This window comes from Pseudomonas sp. SWRI77, from assembly GCF_014269105.1.
GTDB classification, from domain to species: domain Bacteria; phylum Pseudomonadota; class Gammaproteobacteria; order Pseudomonadales; family Pseudomonadaceae; genus Aquipseudomonas; species Aquipseudomonas capeferrum.
The window spans coordinates 68,664-93,111 of the sequence record NZ_JABWRV010000004.1; the positions used below are offsets into that span (position 1 = coordinate 68,664).

23 protein-coding genes are annotated in these 24,448 nt (G+C 64.3%); 16 read left to right on the plus strand and 7 right to left on the minus strand.

Annotated features, from left to right (window positions below):
* Window positions 1-32 precede the first annotated feature (32 nt).
* On the plus strand, window positions 33-1,139 hold the full coding sequence (locus tag HU766_RS05590) for an NADH:flavin oxidoreductase/NADH oxidase (RefSeq protein WP_186654358.1): 1,107 nt from the start codon (window positions 33-35) through the stop codon (window positions 1,137-1,139).
* Window positions 1,140-1,261: 122 nt separating this feature from the next.
* On the opposite strand, the gene HU766_RS05595 is transcribed toward HU766_RS05590, so the two are convergent.
* The 5 genes from HU766_RS05595 to ydcS form a co-directional block, all read right to left on the minus strand.
* Window positions 1,262-2,686, minus strand: coding sequence for a gamma-aminobutyraldehyde dehydrogenase (locus HU766_RS05595; protein ID WP_186654361.1), 1,425 nt, complete (start codon window positions 2,684-2,686; stop codon window positions 1,262-1,264).
* Window positions 2,687-2,703: 17 nt separating this feature from the next.
* Window positions 2,704-3,510, minus strand: a complete 807-nt coding sequence (locus tag HU766_RS05600) for an ABC transporter permease (protein ID WP_033700942.1) — start codon at window positions 3,508-3,510, stop codon at window positions 2,704-2,706.
* Window positions 3,500-4,432, minus strand: a complete 933-nt coding sequence (locus tag HU766_RS05605) for an ABC transporter permease (RefSeq protein ID WP_095064075.1) — start codon at window positions 4,430-4,432, stop codon at window positions 3,500-3,502. The genes HU766_RS05600 and HU766_RS05605 overlap by 11 nt, the downstream gene beginning before the upstream one ends.
* Window position 4,433: 1 nt before the next feature.
* Window positions 4,434-5,474 carry an ABC transporter ATP-binding protein gene (locus HU766_RS05610; RefSeq protein WP_186654363.1) on the minus strand — a complete coding sequence of 347 codons (1,041 nt, stop codon included), beginning with the start codon at window positions 5,472-5,474 and terminating at the stop codon, window positions 4,434-4,436.
* Window positions 5,475-5,561: 87 nt separating this feature from the next.
* Window positions 5,562-6,713, minus strand: coding sequence for a putative ABC transporter substrate-binding protein YdcS (gene ydcS / locus HU766_RS05615; protein ID WP_186654365.1), 1,152 nt, complete (start codon window positions 6,711-6,713; stop codon window positions 5,562-5,564).
* Window positions 6,714-6,930: 217 nt separating this feature from the next.
* Here ydcS and HU766_RS05620 point away from each other — a divergent pair, with 217 nt between their 5' ends.
* The 15 genes from HU766_RS05620 to HU766_RS05690 all read left to right on the plus strand — a co-directional run bounded on the left by HU766_RS05620 (window position 6,931) and on the right by HU766_RS05690 (window position 22,979).
* Window positions 6,931-7,629 carry a tellurite resistance TerB family protein gene (locus HU766_RS05620; protein ID WP_186654369.1) on the plus strand — a complete coding sequence of 233 codons (699 nt, stop codon included), beginning with the start codon at window positions 6,931-6,933 and terminating at the stop codon, window positions 7,627-7,629.
* A gap of 128 nt (window positions 7,630-7,757) precedes the next feature.
* Window positions 7,758-9,380, plus strand: a complete 1,623-nt coding sequence (locus tag HU766_RS05625; RefSeq protein WP_186654373.1) for a methyl-accepting chemotaxis protein — start codon at window positions 7,758-7,760, stop codon at window positions 9,378-9,380.
* Between the two features lie 5 nt (window positions 9,381-9,385).
* Window positions 9,386-9,904, plus strand: coding sequence for a chemotaxis protein CheW (locus HU766_RS05630; protein ID WP_047581546.1), 519 nt, complete (start codon window positions 9,386-9,388; stop codon window positions 9,902-9,904).
* Entirely contained in the window at window positions 9,901-11,175 is a 1,275-nt protein-coding gene (locus HU766_RS05635; RefSeq protein WP_186654377.1) for a CheR family methyltransferase, read from the plus strand. The genes HU766_RS05630 and HU766_RS05635 overlap by 4 nt, the downstream gene beginning before the upstream one ends.
* On the plus strand, window positions 11,172-11,837 hold the full coding sequence (locus tag HU766_RS05640) for a chemotaxis protein CheW (RefSeq protein WP_186654379.1): 666 nt from the start codon (window positions 11,172-11,174) through the stop codon (window positions 11,835-11,837). The genes HU766_RS05635 and HU766_RS05640 overlap by 4 nt, the downstream gene beginning before the upstream one ends.
* Window positions 11,834-14,116 carry a hybrid sensor histidine kinase/response regulator gene (locus tag HU766_RS05645; RefSeq protein WP_186654382.1) on the plus strand — a complete coding sequence of 761 codons (2,283 nt, stop codon included), beginning with the start codon at window positions 11,834-11,836 and terminating at the stop codon, window positions 14,114-14,116. Before HU766_RS05640 ends, HU766_RS05645 begins: the two co-directional genes overlap by 4 nt.
* On the plus strand, window positions 14,113-15,126 hold the full coding sequence (gene wspF / locus HU766_RS05650) for a Wsp signal transduction system protein-glutamate methylesterase WspF (protein WP_186654384.1): 1,014 nt from the start codon (window positions 14,113-14,115) through the stop codon (window positions 15,124-15,126). Before HU766_RS05645 ends, wspF begins: the two co-directional genes overlap by 4 nt.
* A gap of 51 nt (window positions 15,127-15,177) precedes the next feature.
* Window positions 15,178-16,182 (plus strand): Wsp signal transduction system regulator diguanylate cyclase WspR, encoded by a 1,005-nt coding sequence (gene wspR, locus HU766_RS05655; protein WP_186654387.1) that lies wholly within the window; start codon window positions 15,178-15,180, stop codon window positions 16,180-16,182.
* Window positions 16,183-16,352: 170 nt separating this feature from the next.
* Window positions 16,353-17,448, plus strand: a protein-coding gene (prfB, locus tag HU766_RS05660) for a peptide chain release factor 2 (protein WP_143500723.1) whose coding sequence is annotated in 2 segments (ribosomal slippage) — window positions 16,353-16,424 and window positions 16,426-17,448 — 1,095 coding nt in all. Because the reading frame shifts where the segments join, the coding sequence is not laid out codon by codon here.
* Window positions 17,449-17,520: 72 nt separating this feature from the next.
* Window positions 17,521-19,023 (plus strand): lysine--tRNA ligase, encoded by a 1,503-nt coding sequence (gene lysS / locus HU766_RS05665; protein ID WP_033700926.1) that lies wholly within the window; start codon window positions 17,521-17,523, stop codon window positions 19,021-19,023.
* Window positions 19,024-19,166: 143 nt separating this feature from the next.
* Window positions 19,167-19,871 (plus strand): TetR family transcriptional regulator, encoded by a 705-nt coding sequence (locus HU766_RS05670; RefSeq protein ID WP_186654680.1) that lies wholly within the window; start codon window positions 19,167-19,169, stop codon window positions 19,869-19,871.
* Window positions 19,872-19,901: 30 nt separating this feature from the next.
* The gene (locus HU766_RS05675; protein ID WP_186654390.1) at window positions 19,902-20,450 is read left to right on the plus strand and encodes a hypothetical protein; all 549 of its coding nucleotides are present in this window, start codon (window positions 19,902-19,904) and stop codon (window positions 20,448-20,450) included.
* A 33-nt stretch (window positions 20,451-20,483) separates the two neighbouring features.
* Window positions 20,484-21,761, plus strand: coding sequence for a flavohemoglobin expression-modulating QEGLA motif protein (locus HU766_RS05680; protein WP_033700922.1), 1,278 nt, complete (start codon window positions 20,484-20,486; stop codon window positions 21,759-21,761).
* Window positions 21,733-22,656, plus strand: a complete 924-nt coding sequence (locus HU766_RS05685; protein WP_047581562.1) for an alpha/beta hydrolase — start codon at window positions 21,733-21,735, stop codon at window positions 22,654-22,656. Before HU766_RS05680 ends, HU766_RS05685 begins: the two co-directional genes overlap by 29 nt.
* Window positions 22,653-22,979 carry a hypothetical protein gene (locus HU766_RS05690; RefSeq protein WP_033700920.1) on the plus strand — a complete coding sequence of 109 codons (327 nt, stop codon included), beginning with the start codon at window positions 22,653-22,655 and terminating at the stop codon, window positions 22,977-22,979. Before HU766_RS05685 ends, HU766_RS05690 begins: the two co-directional genes overlap by 4 nt.
* Before the next feature lie 101 nt (window positions 22,980-23,080).
* Here the strand turns inward: HU766_RS05690 and HU766_RS05695 are convergent, their stop codons facing one another.
* Together HU766_RS05695 and HU766_RS05700 are read right to left on the minus strand one after the other, a co-directional pair.
* Complete coding sequence (locus HU766_RS05695) at window positions 23,081-23,869, minus strand: OmpA family protein (RefSeq protein WP_033700919.1); 789 nt, start codon at window positions 23,867-23,869, stop codon at window positions 23,081-23,083.
* A gap of 50 nt (window positions 23,870-23,919) precedes the next feature.
* Window positions 23,920-24,333, minus strand: coding sequence for a DUF4398 domain-containing protein (locus HU766_RS05700; protein ID WP_186654392.1), 414 nt, complete (start codon window positions 24,331-24,333; stop codon window positions 23,920-23,922).
* Window positions 24,334-24,448: the final 115 nt, after the last annotated feature.

Sequence of the window (24,448 nt, forward strand, 5' to 3'; positions counted from 1 at the left end):
GATCACCATTGGAGTCCTTGGGAGGTGCCCTCATGAGCTTGCTGCTCGAGCCTTACACCCTGCGTCAGCTGACGCTGCCCAACCGCATCGCGGTCTCGCCGATGTGCCAGTATTCCGCCGTCGATGGCCTGGCCAACGACTGGCATCTTGTCCACCTGGGCAGCCGCGCCGTCGGTGGCGCCGGCCTGATCATTGCCGAAGCCACAGCGGTAACCCCTGACGGGCGTATCACCGCCGAAGACCTCGGCCTGTGGAATGACGAGCAGATAGCCCCACTGCAGCGCATCACCCGTTTCATCACCGCCCAGGGCGCCGTGCCAGGCCTGCAACTGGCCCACGCCGGGCGCAAGGCCAGCACCCATCGGCCCTGGTTGGGCAAGCATGGCAGCGTAAAAGTCGAAGAGGGCGGCTGGCAGCCGGTCGGGCCGTCGAAGATCGCCTTCGACCCTGAACATGCGGTGCCTCACGAGCTGTCGCCAGGGGAGATCGCCGGCATCGTGCAGGCGTTCGCCGACGCCGCCCGGCGCGCCCTGACAGCGGGGTTCAAGGTGGTCGAGGTGCATGCGGCGCACGGCTACCTGCTGCATCAGTTTCTCTCTCCGCTGAGCAACCAGCGGCGTGACGACTATGGCAGTTGCTTTGAAAACCGTATCCGCCTGACCCTCGAAGTCACCCAGGCGGTGAGGGACGTCTGGCCTGCCGAGCTGCCCGTGTTCGTGCGGGTATCAGCGACCGACTGGGTCGAAGACGGCTGGAACCCGGACGAAACCGTAGAGCTGGCCCGTCGTCTGCGGGCGCTGGGGGTGGACCTGATCGATGTTTCCTCCGGCGGCACGTCGGTCAACGCCGAGATCCCTACGGGGCCTGGCTACCAGACCCGCTTTGCCGAGCGTGTGCGCAAGGAATCGGAGATTGCCACTGGCACGGTGGGCATGATCACCGAACCGGCGCAGGCCGAGCATATCCTGCGCACCGGGCAGGCCGATGTCATCTTCCTGGCGCGCGAATTGTTGCGTGACCCCTATTGGCCGCTGCATGCCGATGATGACCTGGGGGGCAACAAGGCCACCTGGCCGGCGCAGTATCAACGGGCTACCAGCCGGGCCAACCCGATCCATGAGTCGGATTTACGGGACTGATAATGACCCCCGTGGCAGCGGGCTTGCCCCGCGAACACGGGCGCAGCCCGCGCCATCCTTCGCGGTGCTTGCTTCGCGGAGCAAGCCCTCTCCCACAGGCTCCTGCTAACGCCGCGGTGGTCTCAATGCTTGATCATCACATGCCGCACGCAGGTGTAGTCCTCCAGCCCATACACCGACATATCCTTCCCATAACCCGAATGCTTCTGCCCGCCATGGGGCATTTCGCTGACCAGCATGAAATGGGTATTCACCCACGTGCAGCCATACTGCAGCCGCGCCGCCAGGCGATGAGCGCGGCCGGTGTCGCTGGTCCACACCGATGATGCCAGGCCATAATTGGAGTCATTGGCCCATTCCAGCGCTTGGGCCTCGTCAGTAAAACGGGTCACCGACACCACTGGGCCGAACACTTCGTTGCGCACGATCTCGTCATCCTGCAGGGCATCGGCCAGTACGGTCGGCTCGAAAAAGAAGCCGTCGCCGTCAATCGCCTTGCCGCCGGTCACCAGGCGGATATGTGGCTGGGCAATGGCACGCTGCACCAGCCCGGCAACCTTGTCGCGGTGTTGCGCGCTGATCAGTGGCCCCAGCTCGGTGTCCTCGGCATCCTGCAAACCGTGCTTGAGGCTGGCGACGGCGTCGCCCAGGCGCTGCACGAACTGCTCGTAAATACCCTCCTGCACATACAGGCGGCAGGCTGCAGTGCAGTCCTGGCCGGCGTTGTAGAAGCCGAACGTGCGGATACCGTCGATGGCGGCGTCAATGTCGGCATCGTCGAACACCAGCACCGGCGCTTTGCCGCCCAGCTCCATGTGCATGCGTTTCACGCTGTCGGCCGTGGCGCTGATGATGTGCGCGCCGGTAGGGATCGAGCCGGTCAGTGACACCATGCGCACTTTCGGATGGGTAACCAGTGGCGTGCCGACTGTCTGGCCGCGGCCGAAGAGAATGTTGAGCACGCCGGGCGGCAGCAGGCCCTGGGCCAGTTCGCCCAGGCGCAGCGCGGTCAGCGGCGTCAGTTCGGACGGTTTGATTACCACCGTGTTACCGGCGGCCAGTGCCGGTGCGACCTTCCAGGCCAGCATCATCAGCGGGTAGTTCCACGGCGCGATCGAGGCGACCACGCCCAGCGGGTCGCGGCGGATCATCGATGTGTGCCCCGGCAGGTACTCACCGGCCGCCGAGCCGCCCAGGCAGCGCGCTGCGCCGGCAAAAAAACGGAAGACATCGGCGATCGCCGGTATTTCGTCATTCAGTGCCGCGCTGAAAGGCTTGCCGCAATTCTGCGATTCGAGCCGGGCCAGTTCTTCGCCATGCTGCTCGATGGTGTCAGCCAGCGCCAGCAGCGCCAGGGAACGGTCTTTGGGGCTGGCCTGCGACCAGCTGTCGAAGGCCAGGTCGGCGGCACGCACGGCGCTGTCGACCTGGGCCTCGGTGGCCTCGTTGATCTGCGCCAGGGCGCTGCCCAGGGCGGGGTTGAGCACGGTCCAGGCCGGCCCGTCGCCAGCTACCAGGCGACCGTTGATCAGCATGTGCGTTTGCATGAGGGACTCCTCCAGGGTCATTTGCCGCTGCCCGCCACGCTTTCGCCGCCGCGGGTCAGGTAATAGGCGCCAAGGATCGGCAGCATGGTCACCAGCATCACCAGCATGGCGACCACGTTGGTCACCGGCACGTCGCGTGGGCGGCTGAGCTGGTTGAGCAACCAGATCGGCAGGGTGCGTTCGTGGCCGGCGGTGAAGGTGGTAACGATGATTTCGTCGAACGACAACGCGAAGGCCAGCATGCCGCCTGCCAGCAGCGCCGAGCCGAGGTTGGGCAGGATGATGTAGCGGAAGGTTTGCCAGCCGTCTGCGCCAAGGTCCATCGAGGCCTCGATCAAGCTTTGCGAGGTCCGCCGCAGACGGGCGATGACGTTGTTGTAGACGATCACCACACAGAAGGTGGCGTGGCCGACCACGATGGTGAACAGGCCAGGCTCGATGCCCAGGCGCTTGAACGCCGAGAGCAGGGCGATACCGGTGATGATGCCAGGCAGGGCAATCGGCAGGATCAGCATCAGCGAAATACCTTCCTTGCCAAAAAAACTGCGCCGGTACAGCGCTGCCGAGGCCAGGGTGCCGAGCACCAGGGCGATCAACGTGGCCAGGCAGGCGACCTGCAGCGACAGCTTGATGGCTTCGAGCACGTCGGGGCGGGCGAAGGCCACGGTGAACCACTTCAGGGTGAACCCCTTGGGTGGGAAGCTGAACGCTGCGTCTTCGGTGTTGAAGGCGTAGAGGACGATGATCAGGATCGGGAAGTGCAGGAACAGCAACCCGCCCCAGGCCGCCAGGCGCAGACCCATTGATGCATGTTCAGAGTGCATCGAATGCCCCCAGGCGCTTGACGATGGAGAGGTACAGCGCAATCAGCACGATGGGCACCAGGGTGAACGCGGCGGCCATCGGCATGTTGCCGATCGCCCCTTGCTGGGCGTAGACCATGCTGCCGATGAAGTAGCCGGGCGGGCCGACCAGCTGCGGCACGATGAAGTCGCCCAGGGTCAGCGAGAAGGTGAAGATCGAGCCTGCGGCAATACCGGGGATCGACAGCGGCAGGGTCACCTGCCAGAAGGTTTGCCCGGGCCTTGCCCCCAGGTCTGCCGAGGCCTGTAGCAACGATGGCGGCAGACGCTCCAGCGAGGCCTGGATCGGCAGGATCATGAACGGCAGCCAGATGTACACGAACACCATGAAACGCCCCAGGTGTGATGTCGACAGGGTGCTGCCGCCAATGCCTGGCACCGTCAACAGCGCCTGCAGCAGGCCATCCAGGTGCAGCAACTGGACGAACCACTGGGCCACGCCGCCCTTGGCCAGCAGCAGGGTCCAGGCATAGGTCTTGACGATGTAGCTGGCCCACATCGGCATCATCACAGCGATGTAGAAGAATGCCTTGGTTTTGCCGCTGGTGTAGCGCGCCATGTAATAGGCAATGGGGAAGGCCAGTACCGCGCTGGCCAGCGACACCGCCACGGCCATGCCCAGGGTGCGCAGGATGATGTCGAAGTTCGACGGGTTGAACAGCGCAGCGAAGTTGCCCAGGGTCAGGTCCGGGGTCACCGCCATGGTGAAGTCGTCGAAGGTATAGAAGCCTTGCCACAGCAGGTTCAGCAACGAGCCCAGGTAGATCGCCCCGAACCAGGTCAACGGCGGGATCAGCAGCAGCGTCAGGTAGAGGTTGGGCCGCCGGTACAGCAGGTTGGCAAAGCGGCGCAACGGGCCTGGGTTGGCAAGACGCGCGTTCATCTCAGCGGCCCTCGTCGAGCACGGTTTCCAGCAGTGCCGTCATCGCTTCACGGGGCCAGCGCGCCTGCACCCGCTGGCCGGCCTGCCAGGTTTGCGCGTGGGCCTGCCAGCGGTCGTTGGCCTGGCTCACCGTCAACAGCTGGCCGCTGTCCAACTGCAGTTCGAAGCGGGTGGCGCTGCCCTGGTACTGCACATCGTGCAGCAGGCCGCTGACCTGCACCTCATGGCTGTCGGCGGCTTGTTCACCCAGGCGGATATGCTCGGGGCGGATGGAAAACGGCGCAGGGCTGCCGTTGAGCTGCTCGGCCAGCTCGCCACGCACCACATTCGAGGTGCCGACGAATTCGGCGACGAAGGTAGTAGCCGGCTGCATGTACAGGTTGCGCGGGGTGTCGACCTGTTCGATGCGGCCGCGGTTGAACACCGCCACGCGGTCGGACATCGACAGGGCTTCGGTCTGGTCGTGGGTGACGAAGATGAAGGTGATGCCCAGCTGGCGCTGCAGCTTTTTCAGTTCGCCCTGCATCTGTTCGCGCAGCTTCAAGTCCAGCGCCCCCAGCGGTTCGTCGAGCAGCAGCACCCGTGGGCGGTTGACCAAGGCGCGGGCGAGGGCGACGCGCTGGCGCTGGCCGCCGGACAGCTGCGCCGGTTTGCGCGCACCGTAACCGGTCAGCGCCACCATGGCCAGGGCCTCGTCGGCGCGGGCATGCCGTTCGGCCTTGGCCACGCCTTTGACCTTGAGGCCATAGGCGATGTTGTCGCGCACGTTCATGTGCGGGAACAGCGCATAGTCCTGGAACACGGTATTGACGTCGCGTTGGTAGGGCGGCACCCCGGCGGCTTCCACGCCATGGATGCGAATCGAACCGTTGTCGGGGTGCTCGAAGCCTGCGATCAGGCGCAGGCAGGTGGTCTTGCCCGACCCGGAGGGGCCGAGCATGGAGAAGAACTCGCCATCCATGATGTCGATGCTGACCTGGTCGACGGCCTTGACCTCGCCGAAGGTGCGGGAAACCTGGGTGAACTGGACTGCTAGGGGCATGGCCGGTACTCAGTTGTTGCTGTGTTGCCTGTACCGGATCTTTCGCGGGGCTGCAGCGCGAATAGGCCGGTACAGGCTCAATCGACCTCAGCGCCCGCCCATGATCGCGATGTAGTCCTGCGTCCAGCGGCTATAAGGCACGAACTTGCCGCCCTGCGCCTGCGGCGTCTTCCAGAAGGCGATCTTGTCGAAGTTGTCGAAACCATTGGTCTTGCAGCCTTCGGCGCCCAGCAGTTCGCTGCCGGTGCAGGCCGCCGGCACCGCTGGCAATGAGCCGAACCAGGCGGCCACATCACCCTGCACCTTCGGTTGCAATGACCAGTCCATCCACTTGTAGGCGCAGTTGGGGTGTTTGGCCTCGCTGTGCAACATGGTGGTGTCGGCCCAGCCCGTGGCGCCCTCCTTGGGTATGGTAGAGGCCACCGGCTGGTTCTCTGCTTTCAGGCCGTTGACCATGTAGCCCCAGGAGCTGGAGGCGGCCACGCCTTCGTTCTTCACATCGCTCATCTGCACCGTGGCGTCATGCCAGTAGCGGTGGATCAGCGGCTGTTGCTGGCGCAACAGTTCGAGCACGGCCTTGTACTGGGTTTCGTTCAGTTCGTAGGGGTCCTGGATACCCAGTTCCGGCTTGGCCGACTTCAGGTACAGCGCCGCATCGGCGATGTAGATCGGCCCGTCGTAGGCTTGCACGCGGCCTTTGTTCGGCTTGCCATCGGGCAGGTCCTGCGGCTCGAAGACCACACCCCAGCTGGTTGGCGCCTGCTTGAACACCTGCGTGCTGTACAGCAGCACATTCGGCCCCCACTGGTATGGGGTGCCGTAGGCTTGCTTGTCGACCACGTACCAGCCACCGTTTTGCAGGCGCGGGTCGATGTTCTTCCAGTTGGGGATCAGCGCAGTGTTGATCGGTTGCACCCGCTTGCCGGCGATCAGCCGCAGCGACGCATCGCCCGAGGCCGTGACCAGGTCGTAGCCGCCCTTGGTCATCAGGCTGACCATTTCATCAGAGGTGGCGGCCGTCTTGACGCTGACCTTGCAGCCGGTTTCCTTTTCAAAGCCGGTGACCCAATCGTAGGCTTTGTCGCTTTCACCGCGCTCGATGTAACCGGGCCAGGCGACGATATCCAGGCGCCCCTCGCCGGCCCCCAGGGCCTTGAGCGGTTCGGCGGCCTGCAGGCTGGCGCTGGCCAGCAACGCGCCGGTCAGGGCGCCGAGCAATGCGGTGTTGTGCGCTGACATGGTGTTCCCTCTTATTGGAGATCTTGGTCGGGGCAGTCATCAAGCAAGCCGTGAAACGCTTGTTATAAGCGTAGTGCGATTGTGCGAGGTATTGGCGATATCGAGTCTAGTTGGCTTTTTGCTGGCCAATGCAACATCCGGAAGCAAATCCCCCCGTGGCGATCGCTCGGGCAAGGCTTAATCTGGCTGTCCTTTTGCAACGTCTGGAGGCACTTCAATGAACACCCGCGGACTGCTCGATCAACTGCTCAAGTCTGGCCAGCAACTGCTCGACAGCCAGGCCGGCAAAGCGGGCTCAGGCAAGCCAGGCGCGGGCGCCGGCGGCCTCGGCAGCCTGTTGTCCGGTGTCGGCGGCGGCGCTTTGGGGGCAGGGGCGCTGGGCCTGTTGCTGGGTAACAAGAAGGCCCGCAAATACGGCGGCAAGGCCCTGACGTACGGTGGCCTCGCTGCACTCGGGGTGTTGGCCTACAAGGCCTATGGCAACTGGCAGGCGCGCCAGCAGGGGGCAGGTCAAGCGCCCGAGCCGCAGACCCTCGACCGCCTGCCGCCGGCCCAAGCCGAGCAGCACAGCCAGGCGGTGCTGCGGGCGCTGGTGGCAGCGGCCAAGTCCGATGGCCATATCGACGAGCGCGAGCGGGCCTTGATCGAAGGCGAATTCACCCGCCTGGACACGGACGGCGAACTGCAGCAATGGCTGCACGCCGAGCTGAACAAACCGCTGGACCCGGCCGAGGTGGCGCGTGCCGCGCAAACGCCGGAAATGGCCGCCGAGATGTACCTGGCCAGCGTGATGATGGTCGACCAGGAGCATTTCATGGAACGTGCCTACCTGGACGAACTGGCCCGCCAGTTGCGCCTGGACCCAGCCTTGCGCCAGGAACTGGAGAACCAGGTACGGCTTGGCGCAGGCCAATAGCACACGGCTTGGCTTGTCCATCAGGCAAGGATGCCTGAATACCCCGCATTTCAGCCGCAAAAGCGTAGGATGCCTGGGCTATACTTCGGCGATTTTCCCCGCTCGTTGTGAATTCCTGAGGGCTGAATGTGAAGAACTGGACGTTGCGCCAACGGATCCTGGCAAGTTTCGCCGTGATCATCGCCATCATGCTGCTGATGATCGTCGCCGCCTACTCGCGGTTGGTGGCGATCGAAAGTGCCGAGCAGGCAGTGGGCACCGACAGCATCCCCGGGGTCTACTACAGCTCGATGATTCGCAGTGCCTGGGTCGACAGCTACGTCACCAGCCAGCAGCTGGTGGGTTTGTCCAACCATCGCGAAATCACGTCGGCGGACTTGGAGCTGTTCAAGAGCTTCGAGGATCGCCTCAAGCAACATATGGCCAGCTACCAGGAGACCATTCAGGACCGCGATGACCAGACGCGTTTCGATAGCTTCGTGCAGCTGGAAGAAAACTACATCAAGATCGTCGGCCAGGTGCTGGACACCTACCGCCAGCGCAATTATGTCGAAGCCGAACGGCTGATCAACGAGGTGCTCACCCCGGCCTGGGTCGATGGCCGCCAGCACCTGAACGATGTGATCGAGAACAACCGGGCCTCGGCCGAAGCCGCCACCCACGACATCGTCAGCGCCGTGAGCACGGCCAAGGGCAGCATGATGATTTCGCTGCTGCTGGCAATCGTTGCCGCCGGCATCTGCGGGCTGCTGCTGATGCGCGCCATCAGTGCGCCCATGCAGCGCATCGTCCACGCCCTCGACCGGCTGCGCTCGGGTGACCTGAGCATGCGCCTGAGCCTGGACCGCAAGGACGAGTTCGGCGCCATCGAAAGCGGTTTCAACGAGATGGCCGAGGCGCTGGCCAACCTGGTGTCCCAGGCCCAGCGTTCATCGGTGCAGGTGACCACCTCGGTGACCGAGATCGCCGCCACCTCCAAGCAGCAGCAGGCCACCGCGACCGAGACCGCCGCGACCACTACTGAAATCGGCGCCACCTCGCGGGAAATCGCCGCCACCTCGCGTGACCTGGTACGCACCATGACCGAGGTCACCTCTGCCGCCGATCAGGCTTCGAGCCTGGCCGGCTCCGGCCAGCAAGGCTTGGCCCGCATGGAAGAGACCATGCACCAGGTGATGGGCGCCGCCGACCTGGTCAATGCCAAGCTCGGCATCCTCAATGAGAAGGCCAGCAATATCACCCAGATGGTAGTGACCATCGTCAAGGTGGCCGACCAGACCAACCTGTTGTCGCTCAATGCCGCCATCGAGGCTGAAAAAGCCGGCGAGTACGGTCGTGGCTTCGCCGTGGTGGCCACTGAAGTGCGCCGCCTGGCCGACCAGACTGCCGTGGCCACCTACGACATCGAGCAGATGGTGCGCGAGATCCAGTCGGCTGTCTCGGCCGGGGTAATGGGCATGGACAAGTTTTCCGAAGAAGTGCGCCGCGGCATGTTCGAGGTCCAGCAGGTGGGCGAGCAGCTCAGCCAGATCATCCATCAGGTGCAGGCCCTGGCGCCGCGTGTGTTGATGGTCAACGAAGGCATGCAGGCCCAGGCCACCGGCGCCGAGCAGATCAACCAGGCACTGGCCCAGCTCAGCGATGCCAGTACCCAGACGGTCGAGTCGCTGCGCCAGGCCAGTTTTGCCATTGACGAGCTCAGCCAGGTGGCCGCAGGCCTGCGCGGCGGCGTGTCGCGCTTCAAAGTCTGACGGCGATGAACGACTTGCAACCCCACGCTGCTCGGGCGAGCGACGCCAAGGGCACGTTGTACCTGCTGTTTCGTATCGCTGATCAGCGCTTTGCCCTGGACGTGCACGAGGTGGTCGAGGTGCTGCCGCGTCGGCCGCTGAAGCCGATCGCCCAGGCGCCGGCGTGGGTCGCAGGTATTCTCGCGCACCGCGGCGCGCTGGTGCCGGTGGTCGACCTGTCGGCGCTGAGCTTTGGCCAGGCAGCAGCGCAACGTACCAGCACGCGTCTGGTGCTGGTGCGTTACCGGGGCAACCTGCAACTCGGGCTGATCCTTGAGCAGGCGACCGAAACCTTGCGCTGCCGCCGCGAAGAATTCCAGCCGTATGGCCTGGACAATGCCGACGCTCCCTACCTGGGCCCGGTGCGCCAGGACCACCTGGGCCTGTTGCAACTCATCGAAGTCGATGACCTGCTGACGGACGCCGTGCGCGAGCTGGTGTTTGCCGATCACAGCGGTGCACCAGGGCAAGGAGTGCCGACATGACTGAACAGCGTTTCTTCCGCTACCTGCGCGAGCGCATCGGCCTGGATGTGGAGTCGGTGGGGGCGTCCATGGTCGAGCGCGCCTTGCGCCAGCGCTGCGTTGCCGTGAACGCGGCAGACCTGGACGATTACTGGCTGCGCCTGCAGCAATCGGCGGACGAGCAACAGGCATTGATCGAGGCGGTCATCGTCCCCGAGACCTGGTTCTTCCGATACCCCGAATCGTTCACGGCCCTGGTCGGGCTTGCCCATAAACGCCTGGCCCAGCTGGCCGGCGCACGCCCGGTGCGGCTGCTCAGTCTGCCGTGCTCGACCGGCGAAGAACCCTATTCACTGGCCATGGCGCTGCTGGATGGCGGCATGAGCCCTGGCTCGTTCATGATCGACGGCATCGATATCAGCCCCATTTCGGTGGCCAAGGGCGAACAGGCGGTTTATGGGCGCAATGCCTTTCGCGGCAGCGACCTGGGTTTTCGCGAGCGCTTTTTCGATGCGCTCGATGACGGCCACCGCTTGCAAGGCCGGGTGCGCCAGCAGGTCAGCCTGCAGGTAGGCAATGTGCTGGATCCGGCACTGGCCAGCCGCGATGGCCTGTACGATTTCGTGTTCTGCCGCAACCTGTTGATCTATTTCGACGTGCCCACGCAGCAGCGGGTGTTCGAGGTGCTCAAGCGCCTGACTCACGCGCAGGGCGTGCTGTTTATCGGGCCTGCCGAAGGCAGCTTGCTGGCGCGGCTGGGGATGCGCCCGTTGGGCATTGCGCAGTCGTTCGCCTACGTGCGCCAGGAGGGCGACAGCGCGCCGGTCGCCACGCCGAGCGCGCCACCCGCCAGGCGCACGCTGCCGCCTTTGGCCATGCCCGTGTACCCGCCGCCCACCCCGTCACTGACGCGGCCGTTGCGGCCCCTTGTGGCCGCTGCCAAGGCGCCACTGCCGCACGACAGCATGGGCGAGAGCGAGGCCGAACTGCTGGCCAGCATTGCCCGGCATGCCAACGCCGGTGCCAGTGCGCAGGCGCGCGCCGCTTGCCAGCGTTACTTGAGCCAGTTCGCGCCGACCGCGCAGGTTTACTACTGGCTGGGGTTGCTCAGCGATACCGAAGGCGATGCCGGCCAGGCGCTTACCCATTATCGCAAGGCCCTGTACCTCGAACCGCAGCACCCCGAAGCCCTGGTACACCTGGCGGCGTTGCTCGCGGCCCAAGGCGACCTGGCCGGCGCGCAGCGTTTGCAGGCGCGTGCCGCACGGGTCGGTCGGGAGTCTGAACGATGAGGGGGGAATCCGCGATGCAACTGCTTGCCCAGGCCGACGAGCGCATCGACGACTGCTGGAACCGCATCGGCGTGCACGGTGACAAACAGTGCCCGCTGCTGGAGCAGCACATCCATTGCCGCAACTGCGACGTCTATGCCGCTGCCGCCACGCGCCTGCTCGACCGTTACGCCCTGCTGCAGGATGACCAGGCCGTTGCGGCGCAAGCCGCCGAGCAATCTGTCGGCCACTCCCTGCTGTTGTTCAGGCTCGGCGAAGAATGGCTGGCCCTGGCGACCGCCTGCCTGGCAGAGATCGCGCCCTTGCAGGCGGTGCACTCGCTACCGCACCAGCGTTCGCGGGTATTGCAAGGCGTCGCCAACGTGCGGGGCGCGTTGGTGCCGTGCCTTTCGCTGGCTGACCTGCTGGGGGGGCAACCGACTGCCGGGCAACAGCGCAGCGGCCGCGAGATGCCGCGCATGCTGATCCTGGCCGCCGAAGGTGGGCCGGTGGTGATGGCAGTCGAAGAGATCGACGGCATTCATCGGCTTGACCCGGCGTTGCTGGACAGCGGCCAGGACACCACGCGCTTCACCGCAGCGGTGCTGCAGTGGCGTGGCCGCAGCGTGCGCGTGCTGGACGATCAACAATTACTGTCTGCCGTGCAGCGGAGCCTGTCATGACCCCAGAGCAAATGCGCGACGCATCGTTGCTCGAGCTGTTCAGCCTGGAGGCCGAGGCGCAGACCCAGGTACTCAGCGCCGGCCTGATGGCCCTGGAGCGCAACCCCACCCAGGCCGACCAGTTGGAAGCCTGCATGCGCGCGGCCCACTCCCTGAAGGGGGCCGCGCGCATTGTCGGGGTAGACGCTGGCGTCAGCGTTGCCCATGTAATGGAAGATTGCCTGGTGGCTGCCCAGGAAGGCCGCTTGCGGCTGGGTGCCGAGCATATCGATGCGCTGCTGCAGGGTACCGACCTGTTGATGCGCATCGCCACGCCAGGCGACACCGCCGCGCAAGCGACGCTGCCGGTGTTTCTCGCACAGATGGCCAGCTTGCTGGACCCAGGCGCCGCGCCAGCGCATAGGCCAGCGGCCCTGCCGACAGTGTCTGTACGAGCAACGCCCATCGAGCCCTTGGCGGAGCCCATGGAGGCGGAGTTCGAGCTTGAACCCGTGCCCCGGCGCAAGGCTGGCAAACGCGCTGGCGAAGGCGCAGAGCGGGTGCTGCGGGTCACCGCCGACCGCCTCAACAGCTTGCTCGACCTGTCCAGCAAGTCGCTGGTGGAAACCCAGCGGCTCAAGCCTTACCTGGCCACCTTGCAGCGCCTCAAGCGCATGCATGGCCAAGGCATGCAGGCCCTCGATGGCTTGCGCATGCAACTGGAAGACAGTGGCCAGAGCAGCGAAGTGCTCGAAGCCCTGGCCCAGACCCAGCGCCTGTTGGCCGAAACCCAGCAGATTTTGCAGCAGCAGGCCGCCGACCTTGACGAATTCGGCTGGCAGGCCAGCCAGCGCGCACAATTGCTCTATGACACCGCCCTGGCCTGCCGGATGCGGCCTTTCGCTGACGTACTGGCCGGGCAGAGCCGCATGGTCCGTGACCTTGGGCGCTCCCTGGGCAAGCCGGTGCGCCTGGTCATCGAAGGCGAAAAAACCCAGGTCGACCGCGATGTGCTGGAAAAACTCGAAGCACCGCTGACCCACCTGCTGCGCAATGCGGTCGACCACGGCATCGAACTGCCCGAGCGGCGCCTGCTGGCAGGCAAGGCGCAGGAGGGCGTGATTCGCCTGCGCGCCTCGCACCAGGCCGGCATGCTCAGCCTAGAGCTGATCGACGATGGCGCCGGTATCGACCTTGAGCGCCTGCGCAGCGCTATCGTCGAGCGTGCCATGTCGCCGGCCGACACGGTGGCCCGGATGAGCGAGGCGGAGCTGATGACGTTCCTGTTCCTGCCCGGTTTCAGCCTGCGCGACACCGTGACCGAGGTGTCGGGGCGCGGGGTTGGCCTGGATGCCGTGCAGCACATGATCCGCGAGCTGCGCGGCTCGATCGAGTTGACGCAATTGGCGGGGCAGGGCTGCCGCTTCCACCTGCAGGTGCCGCTGACCCTGTCGGTGGTGCGCAGCCTGGTGGTGGAGGTGGGCGGCGAAGCGTATGCCTTCCCGCTTGCGCATATCGAACGCACCTTGGAGGTGACCGCCGAACAGATCGTGCAGATCGAAGGGCGCCAGCACTTCTGGCACGAAGGGCGACACATCGGCCTGGTGGCGGCAAGCCAGTTGCTCAACCGCCCGGCAGGGCAGGACGATGAGCGCAGCCTGCGGGTGGTGGTGATCCGCGAGCGCGAGCAACTCTACGGGGTTGCCGTAGAACGCTTGATCGGCGAGCGGGTGCTGGTGGTGATGCCCCTCGACCCGCGCCTGGGCAAGGTCCAGGACATCTCCTCCGGTGCCTTGCTCGACGACGGCTCGGTGGTGTTGATCATCGACGTCGAAGACTTGCTGCGCTCGGTGGAAAAACTGCTCAGTACCGGCAGCCTGGAGCGCATCGAGCGGGGCAGCAGTGGCGCCCGTGGCGCAGCGCGCAAGCGCATTCTGGTGGTCGACGACTCGCTCACCGTGCGCGAGCTGCAGCGCAAGCTGCTGGGCAACCGCGGTTACGACGTGGCGGTGGCGGTAGATGGCATGGACGGCTGGAACGCGTTGCGCGGCGACGACTTCGACTTGTTGATCACCGATATCGACATGCCGCGCATGGATGGCATCGAGCTGGTCACCCTGGTGCGCCGGGACCAGCGCTTGCAATCGCTGCCGGTGATGGTGGTGTCGTACAAGGACCGTGAGGAAGACCGACGGCGAGGCCTGGATGCTGGCGCCGACTACTATTTGGCAAAGGCCAGTTTCCACGACGATGCGTTGCTGGATGCTGTGGTGGAGTTGATCGGAGGTGCCCAGGGGTGAAGATCGCCATCGTCAATGACATGCCCATGGCGGTCGAGGCGTTACGCCGGGCGCTGGCCTTCGAGCCTGCGCACCAGGTGATCTGGGTGGCGGGCAACGGCGCCGAGGCGGTGCAGCGCTGCGCCGAGCAGCTGCCTGACCTGATCCTCATGGACCTGATCATGCCGGTGATGGATGGGGTGGAGGCGACGCGGCGGATCATGGGCGAAACCCCCTGTGCCATCGTGATCGTCACGGTCGACCGCAAACAGAACGTGCACCGGGTATTCGAGGCCATGGGCCATGGCGCCCTGGATGTGGTCGATACCCCGGCCCTGGGGGCGGGCGATGCCCGAGAGGCGGCGGCGCCGTTGCTGCGCAAGATCCTCAACATCAGTTGGCTGATCGGCCAGCAGCGCAGCCCGGCCGCGCGCCCGGTTGCCACGCCCTTGCGCGAAGCATCACAGCGCCGGGGGCTGGTAGCCATTGGCTCGTCGGCGGGCGGCCCGGCTGCCCTGGAGGTGCTGCTCAAGGGCTTGCCCCCTGCATTTCCGGCGGCCATCGTGCTGGTCCAGCATGTCGACCAGGTGTTTGCCGCCGGCATGGCCGAATGGCTCAGCAGCGCAGCAGGCCTGCCGGTGCGCCTGGCCTGCGAGGGCGAGCCGCCGCAACCGGGGCAGGTGTTGCTGGCGGGCACCAACCACCATATCCGCCTGCTGAAAAACGGCCAGCTGGCCTACACTGCCGAACCGGTCAACGAAATCTACCGGCCCTCGATCGATGTGTTCTTCGAGAGTGTGGCGCGCTACTGGAGCGGCGATGCCGTAGGTGTGCTACTCACGGGCATGGGCCGCGATGGTGCCCAGGGCCTGAAACTGATGCGCCAGCAAGGTTTCCTGACCATCGCCCAGGACCAGGCCAGCAGTGCCGTGTACGGCATGCCCAAGGCCGCCGCAGCGATCGACGCGGCGGTGGAAATCCGCCCGCTGGAGCGAATAGCCGGGCGCTTGATGGAATTCTTTGCAAAATGACGATATGTATTGAATCACGCCGCCTGGCCGGCAGTGATCAGGTGAATAGGGATGAATGATCTACCGATCGAAGGTTTCGCGACCGCCAACGAAAATTCGGCGATGGTCCTGTTGGTCGACGATCAGGCGATGATCGGCGAAGCGGTGCGTCGTGGCCTGGCCCACGAAGACAACATCGACTTCCACTTCTGCGCCGACCCGCACCAGGCCGTGGCACAGGCCATGCGCATCAAGCCGACGGTCATCCTGCAGGACCTGATCATGCCGGGCCTGGATGGGCTGACCCTGGTGCGCGAGTACCGCAACAACCCGGTTACCCAGGATATCCCGATCATCGTGCTGTCGACCAAGGAAGACCCGCTGGTCAAGAGCGCGGCGTTTGCTGCGGGGGCCAACGACTACCTGGTCAAGTTGCCAGACAACATCGAGCTGGTGGCGCGTATTCGCTACCACTCACGCTCCTACCTGACCTTGCTCCAGCGTGACGAAGCCTACCGCGCCCTGCGTGTGAGCCAGCAACAGTTGCTCGATTCCAACCTGATGCTGCAGCGGCTGATGAATTCCGATGGCCTGACCGGGCTTTCCAACCGGCGCCATTTCGACGAGTACCTGGAGCTGGAATGGCGCCGGGCCATGCGCGAGCAGCAGCAGCTGTCGTTGCTGATGATCGACGTCGACTACTTCAAGGCCTACAACGATAACTTCGGTCACCTGGCCGGTGACGAGGCGTTGCGCCAGGTGGCCGAAGCGATTCGCGGCTCGTGTTCGCGGCCGACCGATCTGCCGGCGCGCTATGGGGGCGAGGAGTTTGCCCTGGTGCTGCCCAATACATCCCCGGGGGGCGCGCGGCTGATTGCCGAGAAATTGCGCCAGACCGTGGTGGGGTTGGGTATTGCCCATACGGCGCCAGCGGCTGATGCGCGGTTGACCGTGAGCATTGGCCTGGCGACGCAGACGCCGGCGGTTGGCGGGCATTGCCGGCAGCTGATTTCGGCGGCGGACAAGGGCTTGTACCAGGCCAAGAACAGCGGGCGTAATCAGGTGGGGGTTGCCTGAGGGCGAGATCGAGCGCCGCCCGCGCGGCGCTCGATCTCCCAGGCGCCGAAAGCCTATAGCCCAACACATCGTAAATCCCCCAAACCTACCGCCCGGCGGGTCTGCCGCCCCGCGTCTGAGTCAGTTATACTCGCAGGCTTTTCACCGAATTCGCACGAGAGCCTCCCCCCATGGAAATCCAACCGATCCTGAACACCATCAAGGACCTCACCGAGCGTTCCCAGTCCATTCGGGGGTATCTTTGACTACGATCACAAGCATGACCGCCTGATCGAAGTCAACCGCGAGCTGGAAGACCCCAGCGTCTGGAACAAGCCTGAGTACGCCCAGGAACTGGGCCGTGAGCTTGCGTCGCTGAAAACCATCGTCGGCACACTGGATGAACTCGCCGGTGGCCTGAGCGATTGCCGCGACCTGCTGGACATGGCCGTCGAAGAGAACGACGAAGGCGCCGTCGACGACGTGGTCGCCGAGCTGCAGCGCCTGGAAGAATCCCTCGCCCAGCTGGAATTCCGCCGCATGTTCAGCGGCGAGATGGACATGAACAACGCTTACCTGGACATCCAGGCCGGTTCCGGCGGCACCGAAGCCCAGGACTGGGCCAACATCCTGCTGCGCATGTACCTGCGCTGGGCGGACAAGCGCGGCTTCGATGCCACCATCATGGAACTGTCCGAAGGTGAAGTCGCCGGCATCAAGGGCGCTACCGTGCACATCAAGGGCGAATACGCCTTCGGCTGGCTGCGTACCGAAATCGGCGTACACCGCCTGGTGCGCAAGAGCCCGTTCGACTCCGGCGCTCGTCGCCACACCTCGTTCTCGGCCGTGTTCGTATCGCCTGAAATCGACGACAAGGTCGAGATCGAGATCAACCCGTCCGACCTGCGCATCGACACCTACCGCTCCTCCGGTGCCGGTGGTCAGCACGTCAACACCACCGACTCGGCGGTGCGTATCACCCACGTGCCGACCAACACCGTGGTCAGCTGCCAGAACGAACGCTCCCAGCACGCCAACAAAGACACCGCCATGAAAATGCTGCGGGCCAAGTTGTACGAGCTGGAAATGCAGAAGCGCAGCGCCGCTTCCCAAGCCCTGGAAGACAGCAAGTCGGACATCGGTTGGGGCCACCAGATCCGCTCGTACGTGCTCGACGCGTCGCGGATCAAGGACCTGCGCACCAACGTTGAGCGCAGCGACTGCAACAAGGTGCTCGACGGCGACATCGACGAATACCTCGAAGCCAGCCTGAAACAGGGCCTGTAAGCTTCACTCCTGCTGAGAAGACCCTCGCCTGCGGGCGAGGGCAATGAATTCCCTGATGGAAGATGTGACCACATGAGCGACCTCAATAGCGCACCGCAAGACCTGCAACAGGAAGAAAACGCCCTGATCGCCCTGCGCAAGGAAAAACTTGCCGCAGAGCGCGCCAAGGGCAATGCCTTCCCCAATGACTTCCGTCGCGACAGCTACTGCAACGACCTGCAGAAGCAGTACGCCGACAAGACCAAGGAAGAACTGGAAGCTGCAGCGATTCCGGTCAAGGTTGCCGGGCGCATCATGCTCAACCGTGGCTCGTTCATGGTCATCCAGGACATGACCGGCCGTATCCAGGTCTACGTCAACCGCAAGACCCTGCCAGAAGAAACCCTGGCCGCCGTCAAGACCTGGGACCTGGGCGACATCATCAGCGCCGAAGGCACCCTGGCCCGTTCCGGCAAGGGCGACCTGTACGTCGAGATGACCAACGTGCGCCTGCTGACCAAGTCGCTGCGTCCGCTGCCCGACAAGCACCACGGCCTGACCGACACCGAACAGCGCTACCGTCAGCGTTACGTCGACCTGATGGTCAACGAAGAAACCCGCCACACCTTCCGCGTTCGCTCGCAGGTGATCTCGCACATCCGCAAGTTCCTGATCGAGCGCGACTTCCTCGAAGTCGAAACGCCGATGTTGCAGACCATCCCCGGCGGCGCCGCGGCCAAGCCGTTCGAAACCCACCACAACGCCCTGGACATGGCCATGTTCCTGCGCATCGCGCCGGAGCTGTACCTCAAGCGCCTGGTGGTCGGTGGCTTCGAGAAAGTCTTCGAGATCAATCGCAACTTCCGTAACGAAGGCGTTTCAACCCGGCATAACCCCGAGTTCACCATGCTCGAGTTCTACCAGGCCTACGCCGACTACAACGACAACATGGACCTCACCGAGGAACTGTTCCGCGAGCTGGCGCAGCTGGTGCTGGGCAGCACCGACGTACCGTACGGCGACAAGGTGTTCCACTTTGGCGAGCCGTTCGTGCGCCTGTCGGTGTTCGACTCGATCCTCAAGTACAACCCCGAGCTGACCGCCGCCGACCTGCAGGACGTCGACAAGGCCCGTGACATCGCCAAGAAAGCCGGTGCCAAGGTGCTCGGCCATGAAGGCCTGGGCAAGTTGCAGGTGATGATTTTCGAAGAGCTGGTCGAGCACAAACTGGAGCAGCCGCACTTCATTACCGAATACCCGTTCGAAGTCTCGCCGCTGGCCCGCCGCAACGACGACAACCCGGCCGTGACCGACCGCTTCGAGCTGTTCATCGGTGGCCGCGAGATCGCCAACGCCTACTCCGAGCTCAACGATGCCGAAGACCAGGCCGAGCGCTTCCTGGCCCAGGTGGCCGAGAAAGATGCCGGTGACGACGAAGCCATGCACTACGATGCCGACTTCGTCCGTGCCCTGGAGTACGGCATGCCGCCGACCGCCGGTGAAGGCATCGGCATCGACCGCCTGGTGATGCTGCTGACCAACTCGCCGTCGATTCGCGATGTGATCCTGTTCCCACATATGCGTCCGCAGGCCTGAGTGATCTGAGAAAGCCGCCTCTAGGGGCGGCTTTTTCGTGCCTGAAGCTTTATGTTGTCAGTGCGCGCTTTTTCGCGGGTAAACCTGCGCAAGGGCCGTCGCAGCCAGCACACCGTCCGTGAGGTAACCCCGTGTCCCCCGTAATCGCCCCGCAAGGCGCCGCCGGCATCGCCACCGCCGTCGCCGAAAGCGTGCAATACCAAGGCCGCAAGACTGCCCGCCAAGGCAGCGAGCAGCGCCGCCAACTGATCCTCGACGCCGCCATGCGCATCGTCGTGCGCGATGGTGTACGTGGTGTGCGCCACCGCGCGGTGGCCGCCGAGGCAGGTGTGCCATTGTCGGCCACCACCTATTACTTCAAGGACATCGAGGACCTGCTCACCGATACCTTCGCCCAGTACGTCGAGCGCAGCGCCGCCTACATGGCCAAGCTCTGGGCCAACACTGAGGTAGTGCTGCGCCAGATGCTGGCCCAGGGTGATGGCAGCCCGCAGGCGAGGGCGCGGCTGGCCGACGAAGTGGCGCGCATGACCGCTGACTATGTGTCCCGCCAGTTGCTCAATCGCCGCGACTTCCTCATGGCCGAGCAGGCGTTCCGCCAGGAGGCGCTGCTGTGCCCACGTCTGGCCGAACTGGTGTGCGCCCACGAGCAGATCCTTCTGCACGGTACTCGACAGTTGCTGCAGGTGGTCGGGTCGCGGCAACCGGAACAGGACGCCCAGATGTTGACGGCGATTATCGAGCAGATGGAATATCAGGGCCTGCTCAAGGATGCGAACGCGCAAGCCGATGGGCAGATGCTCGCTATGCTTACCCGTTACCTGCACCTGGTGTTGGCATTGGCCTGAGCACAGACCTGAATTTTCAAGGAGAACCTGATGAAAGCCTGGCGTGTGGTGTTGTTGACTCTGTCATTCCTGCTGCTAGGCGGTTGTCTGGTGACCTTTGACGAGCCGTTGCCGAGCAACCAGGCCGCGCCCAAGGCTCTGCTCGGCAAATGGAGCAGCAAGGACGCCTGGGGCGAGCCGCTGAAACTTGCGATCAGCCGCAGTGGCGGCGATGCCTACAAGGCCGTGGCCACGGCCAAGGGCAAGGCCCCCGAAGCGTATGTGTTCACCGTGTCGCGCCACGGCAATCGCTGGTACCTCTCGGCCGGCGTGCCCAAGCGCCTGGGCGGTAATTTCCTGATTGGCGGTTTCGAAGTCATCGATGGCAAGGAACTGGTGGTGTACAACCTCGATGTCGAGCAGGTGCAGCAGGCTGTCGAGAAGAAAGAACTGACTGGGCGCAGCACCGAGGTGCCGGAAGACAATGGTGAGGGCGTGCTGATCGACAGCCCATCGGCGCGGGTGCTGGCCTATCTGGACGACCCGGCCAACTCCGACCTGTTCGTCGAGGTGGCGCGCTTCCAGCGCAGCGGCAAGTAGTTGCCTGTACTGCCCTCTAGCAAGGAGTCCTCAGTGGACGAGTACCAACAGACCATCCGTGCACTGTCCGACCGCATCGTCGCGGCGCAGACCCCCATTCGTGTGCTCGACGCGGTGAAGTGGGACGACAACATCCGCCACGGCTTCCTCAAGGCCAAGGGCAAAGAGCCACCTGCCGTAGACCGCGCCTATTACCAGTCGCGCCCGTTGTCGTTCGACTCCAGTGCGGTCAAGGCCGAATTCCAGAGCATCGAGCGCGACATCACCCGCCGGCTGGGCCAGTTCAACCCGGTCGGGCAGATCATGCGGCGCATGTGCAAGGAGTACCGCATGGTGGTGCGCATGCTCGAGGCGCGTGGCACCGAAGACTTCGGGCTGATCTCGCAGGAGCTCTACGGCGCCGCCTCCGACGCCTTCCATGCCGGTGACCCGACCCTGGCCGACCTGGGCCTGATGCTTTCGGACTACCTGAACAACATCGATGGCCGTGGCGACCTCAAGGACGAGCCGAAGAACCTGACCGCCAAGGAGGCCGTGGACATCCTCCAGCGCCGCCTGAACAAGGTGTTCGGCGAGGCCGAAGAAACTATCCGTGTGTTCGAGTCCGACGGCATCGTCGCCGACGCAGCGGCGGGGGCCGACTACATCAAGGTGCGCGCCGACGCCATGTTCAACAGCCGCGACGTGCGTGCGCTGGAGGTGCACGAGGGGCTGGTGCATGTCGGCACCACGCTCAATGGCCTCAACCAGCCGATCTGCACCTTCCTGGCCAAAGGGCCACCCTCGTCGACGGTGACCCAGGAAGGGCTGGCGATTCTCATGGAGGTGATTGCCTTCGCCTCTTACCCCAGCCGCCTGCGCAAGCTCACCAACCGCACGCGCGCCATCCACATGGTCGAGGAAGGCGCCGATTTCCTCCAGGTATTCGAGTTTTTCCGCGCCCAGGGCTTTGAAATGGCGCAGAGCTACAGCAACGCCAGCCGGGTGTTCCGCGGCTCGGTGCCCAATGGGCTGCCATTCACCAAGGACTTGTCCTACCTCAAGGGCTTCATCATGGTTTACAACTACATTCAGTTGGCCGTGAAGAAGGGCAAGCTCGAGCAGATCCCGCTGCTGTTCTGTGGCAAGACCACCCTGGAAGACATGCGCACCCTGCGCCAACTGGTCGAGGAAGGGCTGGTGGAACCGCCCAAGTACTTGCCCGAACAGTTCCGTGACCTCAACGCGCTGTCGGCCTGGATGTGCTTCTCCAACTTCCTCAACCACCTGAGCCTGGATCGCATTGAAGCCGACTACGCGAACATTCTCTGAGCGCTGCCGCCTGCTGGTACTCGGTGTGCTCCTGCTGGGCCTGAGCGGGTGCAGCAGCCTGCTGTTCTACCCCGAGCCGGGCCAACCGTTCACGCCGGAAAGGGCCAAGCTGGAATACCGTGACGTTACTCTGACCACCGCCGACGGTTTGCGCCTGCATGGCTGGTGGCTGCCGGCCAAGGCCGGTGTCGAGGTCAAGGGCACGGTGTTGCACCTGCATGGCAACGGCGGCAACCTGGCCGGCCATCTGGGGGGCAGCTACTGGCTGCCGGAGCAGGGCTACCAGGTACTGATGGTCGACTACCGGGGTTATGGGCTGTCTCAGGGCAAACCGGGTTTGCCGGAGGTCTACCAGGACATTGCGGCGGCCATGGGCTGGCTGGACCAGGCGCCCGAGGTCAAGGGCAAGCCACTGGTGCTGCTGGGGCAGAGCCTGGGCGGCGCCATGGCCATCCACTACCTGGCGGCCCACCCCGAACAGCGCCAGCGCTTCAGCGCGCTGGTGTTCGATGGCGTGCCGGCCAGCTACCGTGCGGTCGGGCGGTTTGCCCTGAGTACGTCGTGGATGACCTGGCCGTTGCAGGTGCCGCTGTCGTGGCTGGTGCCCGACAGTGACAGTGCGATCCGTTCGGTCGAGCGCCTGGACGGCCCGCCGAAGCTGTTCTTCCACAGTATCGACGACCACCTGGTGCCGATGGACAACGGCATCCGCCTGTACCAGCACGCGCCACCGCCGCGGGTACTGCAACTGACCCGTGGCGGCCATGTGCAGACCTTCGCTGACCCGGTGTGGCGCCAGGTAATGCTGCGCTTTTTGGACGACCCGAGTCATTTCAACGGCCTACGGCGGCTTGCCGAAGTGCCCAATTACCCTGACGAGAAGAACAAGCAATGAGTGAAGAACGCAACGCCATCCCGCTGATCCTGACCGGCGTCGGCAGCATCATCGTGACGGTGGGGGCCCTCTGGTACTACGGTTACCTGCATTTCGCCAAGCCTGAAGACGCCCTGTTGCTGCAGGATTTCACCATGCTCAAGACCCTGCCAGGCGAGGATTACAAAGTCTCGCTCGACCCGGCCCCACAGGTGGCCCAGTGCGTGGACGGTGTGCTGGTGCTGTTCGATACCCAACAGAAAGGCCTGACCGGCGTGCTGGTCGACGACCGCAAGCGTGCGGTGCGTTGCATGGGCGAGGACACACCGCAGCAGGTGCAGTGAGCTGCGATCTGCGTTGCTGCACCTGACCTTTCGCGGGCAGACCAATGAAAAACGAAAAACCCCGCCATCAAGGCGGGGTTTTTTCTTTCAACTAGCCAGCCTTACTGCGCCTGGCTCACCGAGCGCGGTGCCACCGGCTGGTTGTCGTTGGAGATGGTCACCTCTACCCGACGGTTCTGTGCACGGCCCGAGTTGCTGCCGTTGTCGGCCACCGGGTACTCCTTGCCGTAGCCCTGAGCGACGATGCGTGCTGGGTCTACGCCTGCACGTACCAGCGCCATGCGCACGGCAGCGGCGCGGCGCTCGGAGAGGGTCTGGTTGTAGTTGGCCGAGCCGACGCTGTCGGTGTAGCCCTCTACGATCACCTTGCGCTCCGGGTTTTCCTGAAGGAACTGGGCCAGTTTGGTCACGTTGGGGTAGGCGTTGCTCTTGAGCACGGCCTTGTTGAAGTCGAACAGCACGTCGCCGAAGGTGACCAGCGTACCGCGGTCGGTCTGCTTGGCATTGAGGCTGTCCTGCAGCTTGGCGATCTGCGCATCGCGGGCATCCAGTTTGGCCTGGGCGCGTTGGGCGGAGGCGTTTTTCAGTTCGCCTTCGGCGGTGCGCAGGGCGATGGTCTGCTTGGCGACCTCGACCCGCTGGTTGGTCAGGTAGGCGAGTTGGTCGACCTTTTTCTGGTCCTCGCGATCCATGTAGGCCTTGTCGGCTTTGTTCAGCCAGTCCTGGGCATCCTTGGTTTCCAGCGCCGCGACCTTGCTCGACTGCGGGTCGCTCTGCAGCGCGGAGAAGTTGGTGCGGGCCGATTCAAGGTTGGCGTTCGGGTCGTGCGAGCAGGCAGCAAGACCGACGCTCAGGGCCAGCAGGGCGGGAATCATGACGTGTTTGCGCATAGTGTTCATCCTTTGATCGAGTGCGAAGGCTAAGGGAAGTCGGGCAGGGCTCACTGAGCGCTGCGCAGGCCTTCCTCACGTACGTCCTGAACGCCCTGGCGGGCATCCTGCACGGCCTTCTGGGCCTTGGCCGCCTGAGCCTTGCGTTCGGCGAGGCGGGCGTCCCATTCGGCTTGTTCGGCCAGACGCTTGGCGTCGTCGTAGTTCTTGTCATGCATGGCGATTTCAGCCTGCTTGAACTTGTCCTGGGCCGCTTTCATTTCAACGGCGGCGAACTCGGTACCGCCGGCACTGACGGCAGAGTTCACGGCGGACTGGGTAACGGCATACTGCTCGGTGGGCGGGTTGCCCGCACAGCCGGCCAGGACCAGGCTACTGCCCAGGGCCAGCGCGGCCAGCTTGAACCCGCGCACATGAGTGGATGAGGGTTTGAAAGTGCGGGTCTTCATGGTGGTCAGCTCCATTGGATCACTCCTGATAACGACGATGTCCGTAGCAGTCCATCGCTTATTCCCTGACAGTTGCCGTGTACTTCAGCTGAACGGTGCACGAGGGCAGTGTGCAGGGTTTTAGCGTGAT

Excerpts from the sequence above, each read along its gene's own strand:
- HU766_RS05610 (WP_186654363.1), bottom strand. The coding sequence starts at position 5,474 with ATGCCCCTAGCAGTCCAGTTCACCCAGGTTTCCCGCACCTTCGGCGAG.
- HU766_RS05645 (WP_186654382.1), top strand. The coding sequence starts at position 11,834 with ATGACCCCAGAGCAAATGCGCGACGCATCGTTGCTCGAGCTGTTCAGC.
- HU766_RS05630 (WP_047581546.1), top strand. The coding sequence starts at position 9,386 with ATGAACGACTTGCAACCCCACGCTGCTCGGGCGAGCGACGCCAAGGGC.
- HU766_RS05635 (WP_186654377.1), top strand. The coding sequence starts at position 9,901 with ATGACTGAACAGCGTTTCTTCCGCTACCTGCGCGAGCGCATCGGCCTG.
- HU766_RS05690 (WP_033700920.1), top strand. The coding sequence starts at position 22,653 with ATGAGTGAAGAACGCAACGCCATCCCGCTGATCCTGACCGGCGTCGGC.
- HU766_RS05595 (WP_186654361.1), bottom strand. The coding sequence starts at position 2,686 with ATGCAAACGCACATGCTGATCAACGGTCGCCTGGTAGCTGGCGACGGG.
- HU766_RS05640 (WP_186654379.1), top strand. The coding sequence starts at position 11,172 with ATGAGGGGGGAATCCGCGATGCAACTGCTTGCCCAGGCCGACGAGCGC.
- HU766_RS05695 (WP_033700919.1), bottom strand. The coding sequence starts at position 23,869 with ATGCGCAAACACGTCATGATTCCCGCCCTGCTGGCCCTGAGCGTCGGT.
- HU766_RS05700 (WP_186654392.1), bottom strand. The coding sequence starts at position 24,333 with ATGGAGCTGACCACCATGAAGACCCGCACTTTCAAACCCTCATCCACT.
- HU766_RS05675 (WP_186654390.1), top strand. The coding sequence starts at position 19,902 with ATGAAAGCCTGGCGTGTGGTGTTGTTGACTCTGTCATTCCTGCTGCTA.
- HU766_RS05590 (WP_186654358.1), top strand. The coding sequence starts at position 33 with ATGAGCTTGCTGCTCGAGCCTTACACCCTGCGTCAGCTGACGCTGCCC.
- HU766_RS05620 (WP_186654369.1), top strand. The coding sequence starts at position 6,931 with ATGAACACCCGCGGACTGCTCGATCAACTGCTCAAGTCTGGCCAGCAA.
- HU766_RS05605 (WP_095064075.1), bottom strand. The coding sequence starts at position 4,432 with ATGAACGCGCGTCTTGCCAACCCAGGCCCGTTGCGCCGCTTTGCCAAC.
- HU766_RS05600 (WP_033700942.1), bottom strand. The coding sequence starts at position 3,510 with ATGCACTCTGAACATGCATCAATGGGTCTGCGCCTGGCGGCCTGGGGC.
- ydcS (WP_186654365.1), bottom strand. The coding sequence starts at position 6,713 with ATGTCAGCGCACAACACCGCATTGCTCGGCGCCCTGACCGGCGCGTTG.
- lysS (WP_033700926.1), top strand. The coding sequence starts at position 17,521 with ATGAGCGACCTCAATAGCGCACCGCAAGACCTGCAACAGGAAGAAAAC.
- wspR (WP_186654387.1), top strand. The coding sequence starts at position 15,178 with ATGAATGATCTACCGATCGAAGGTTTCGCGACCGCCAACGAAAATTCG.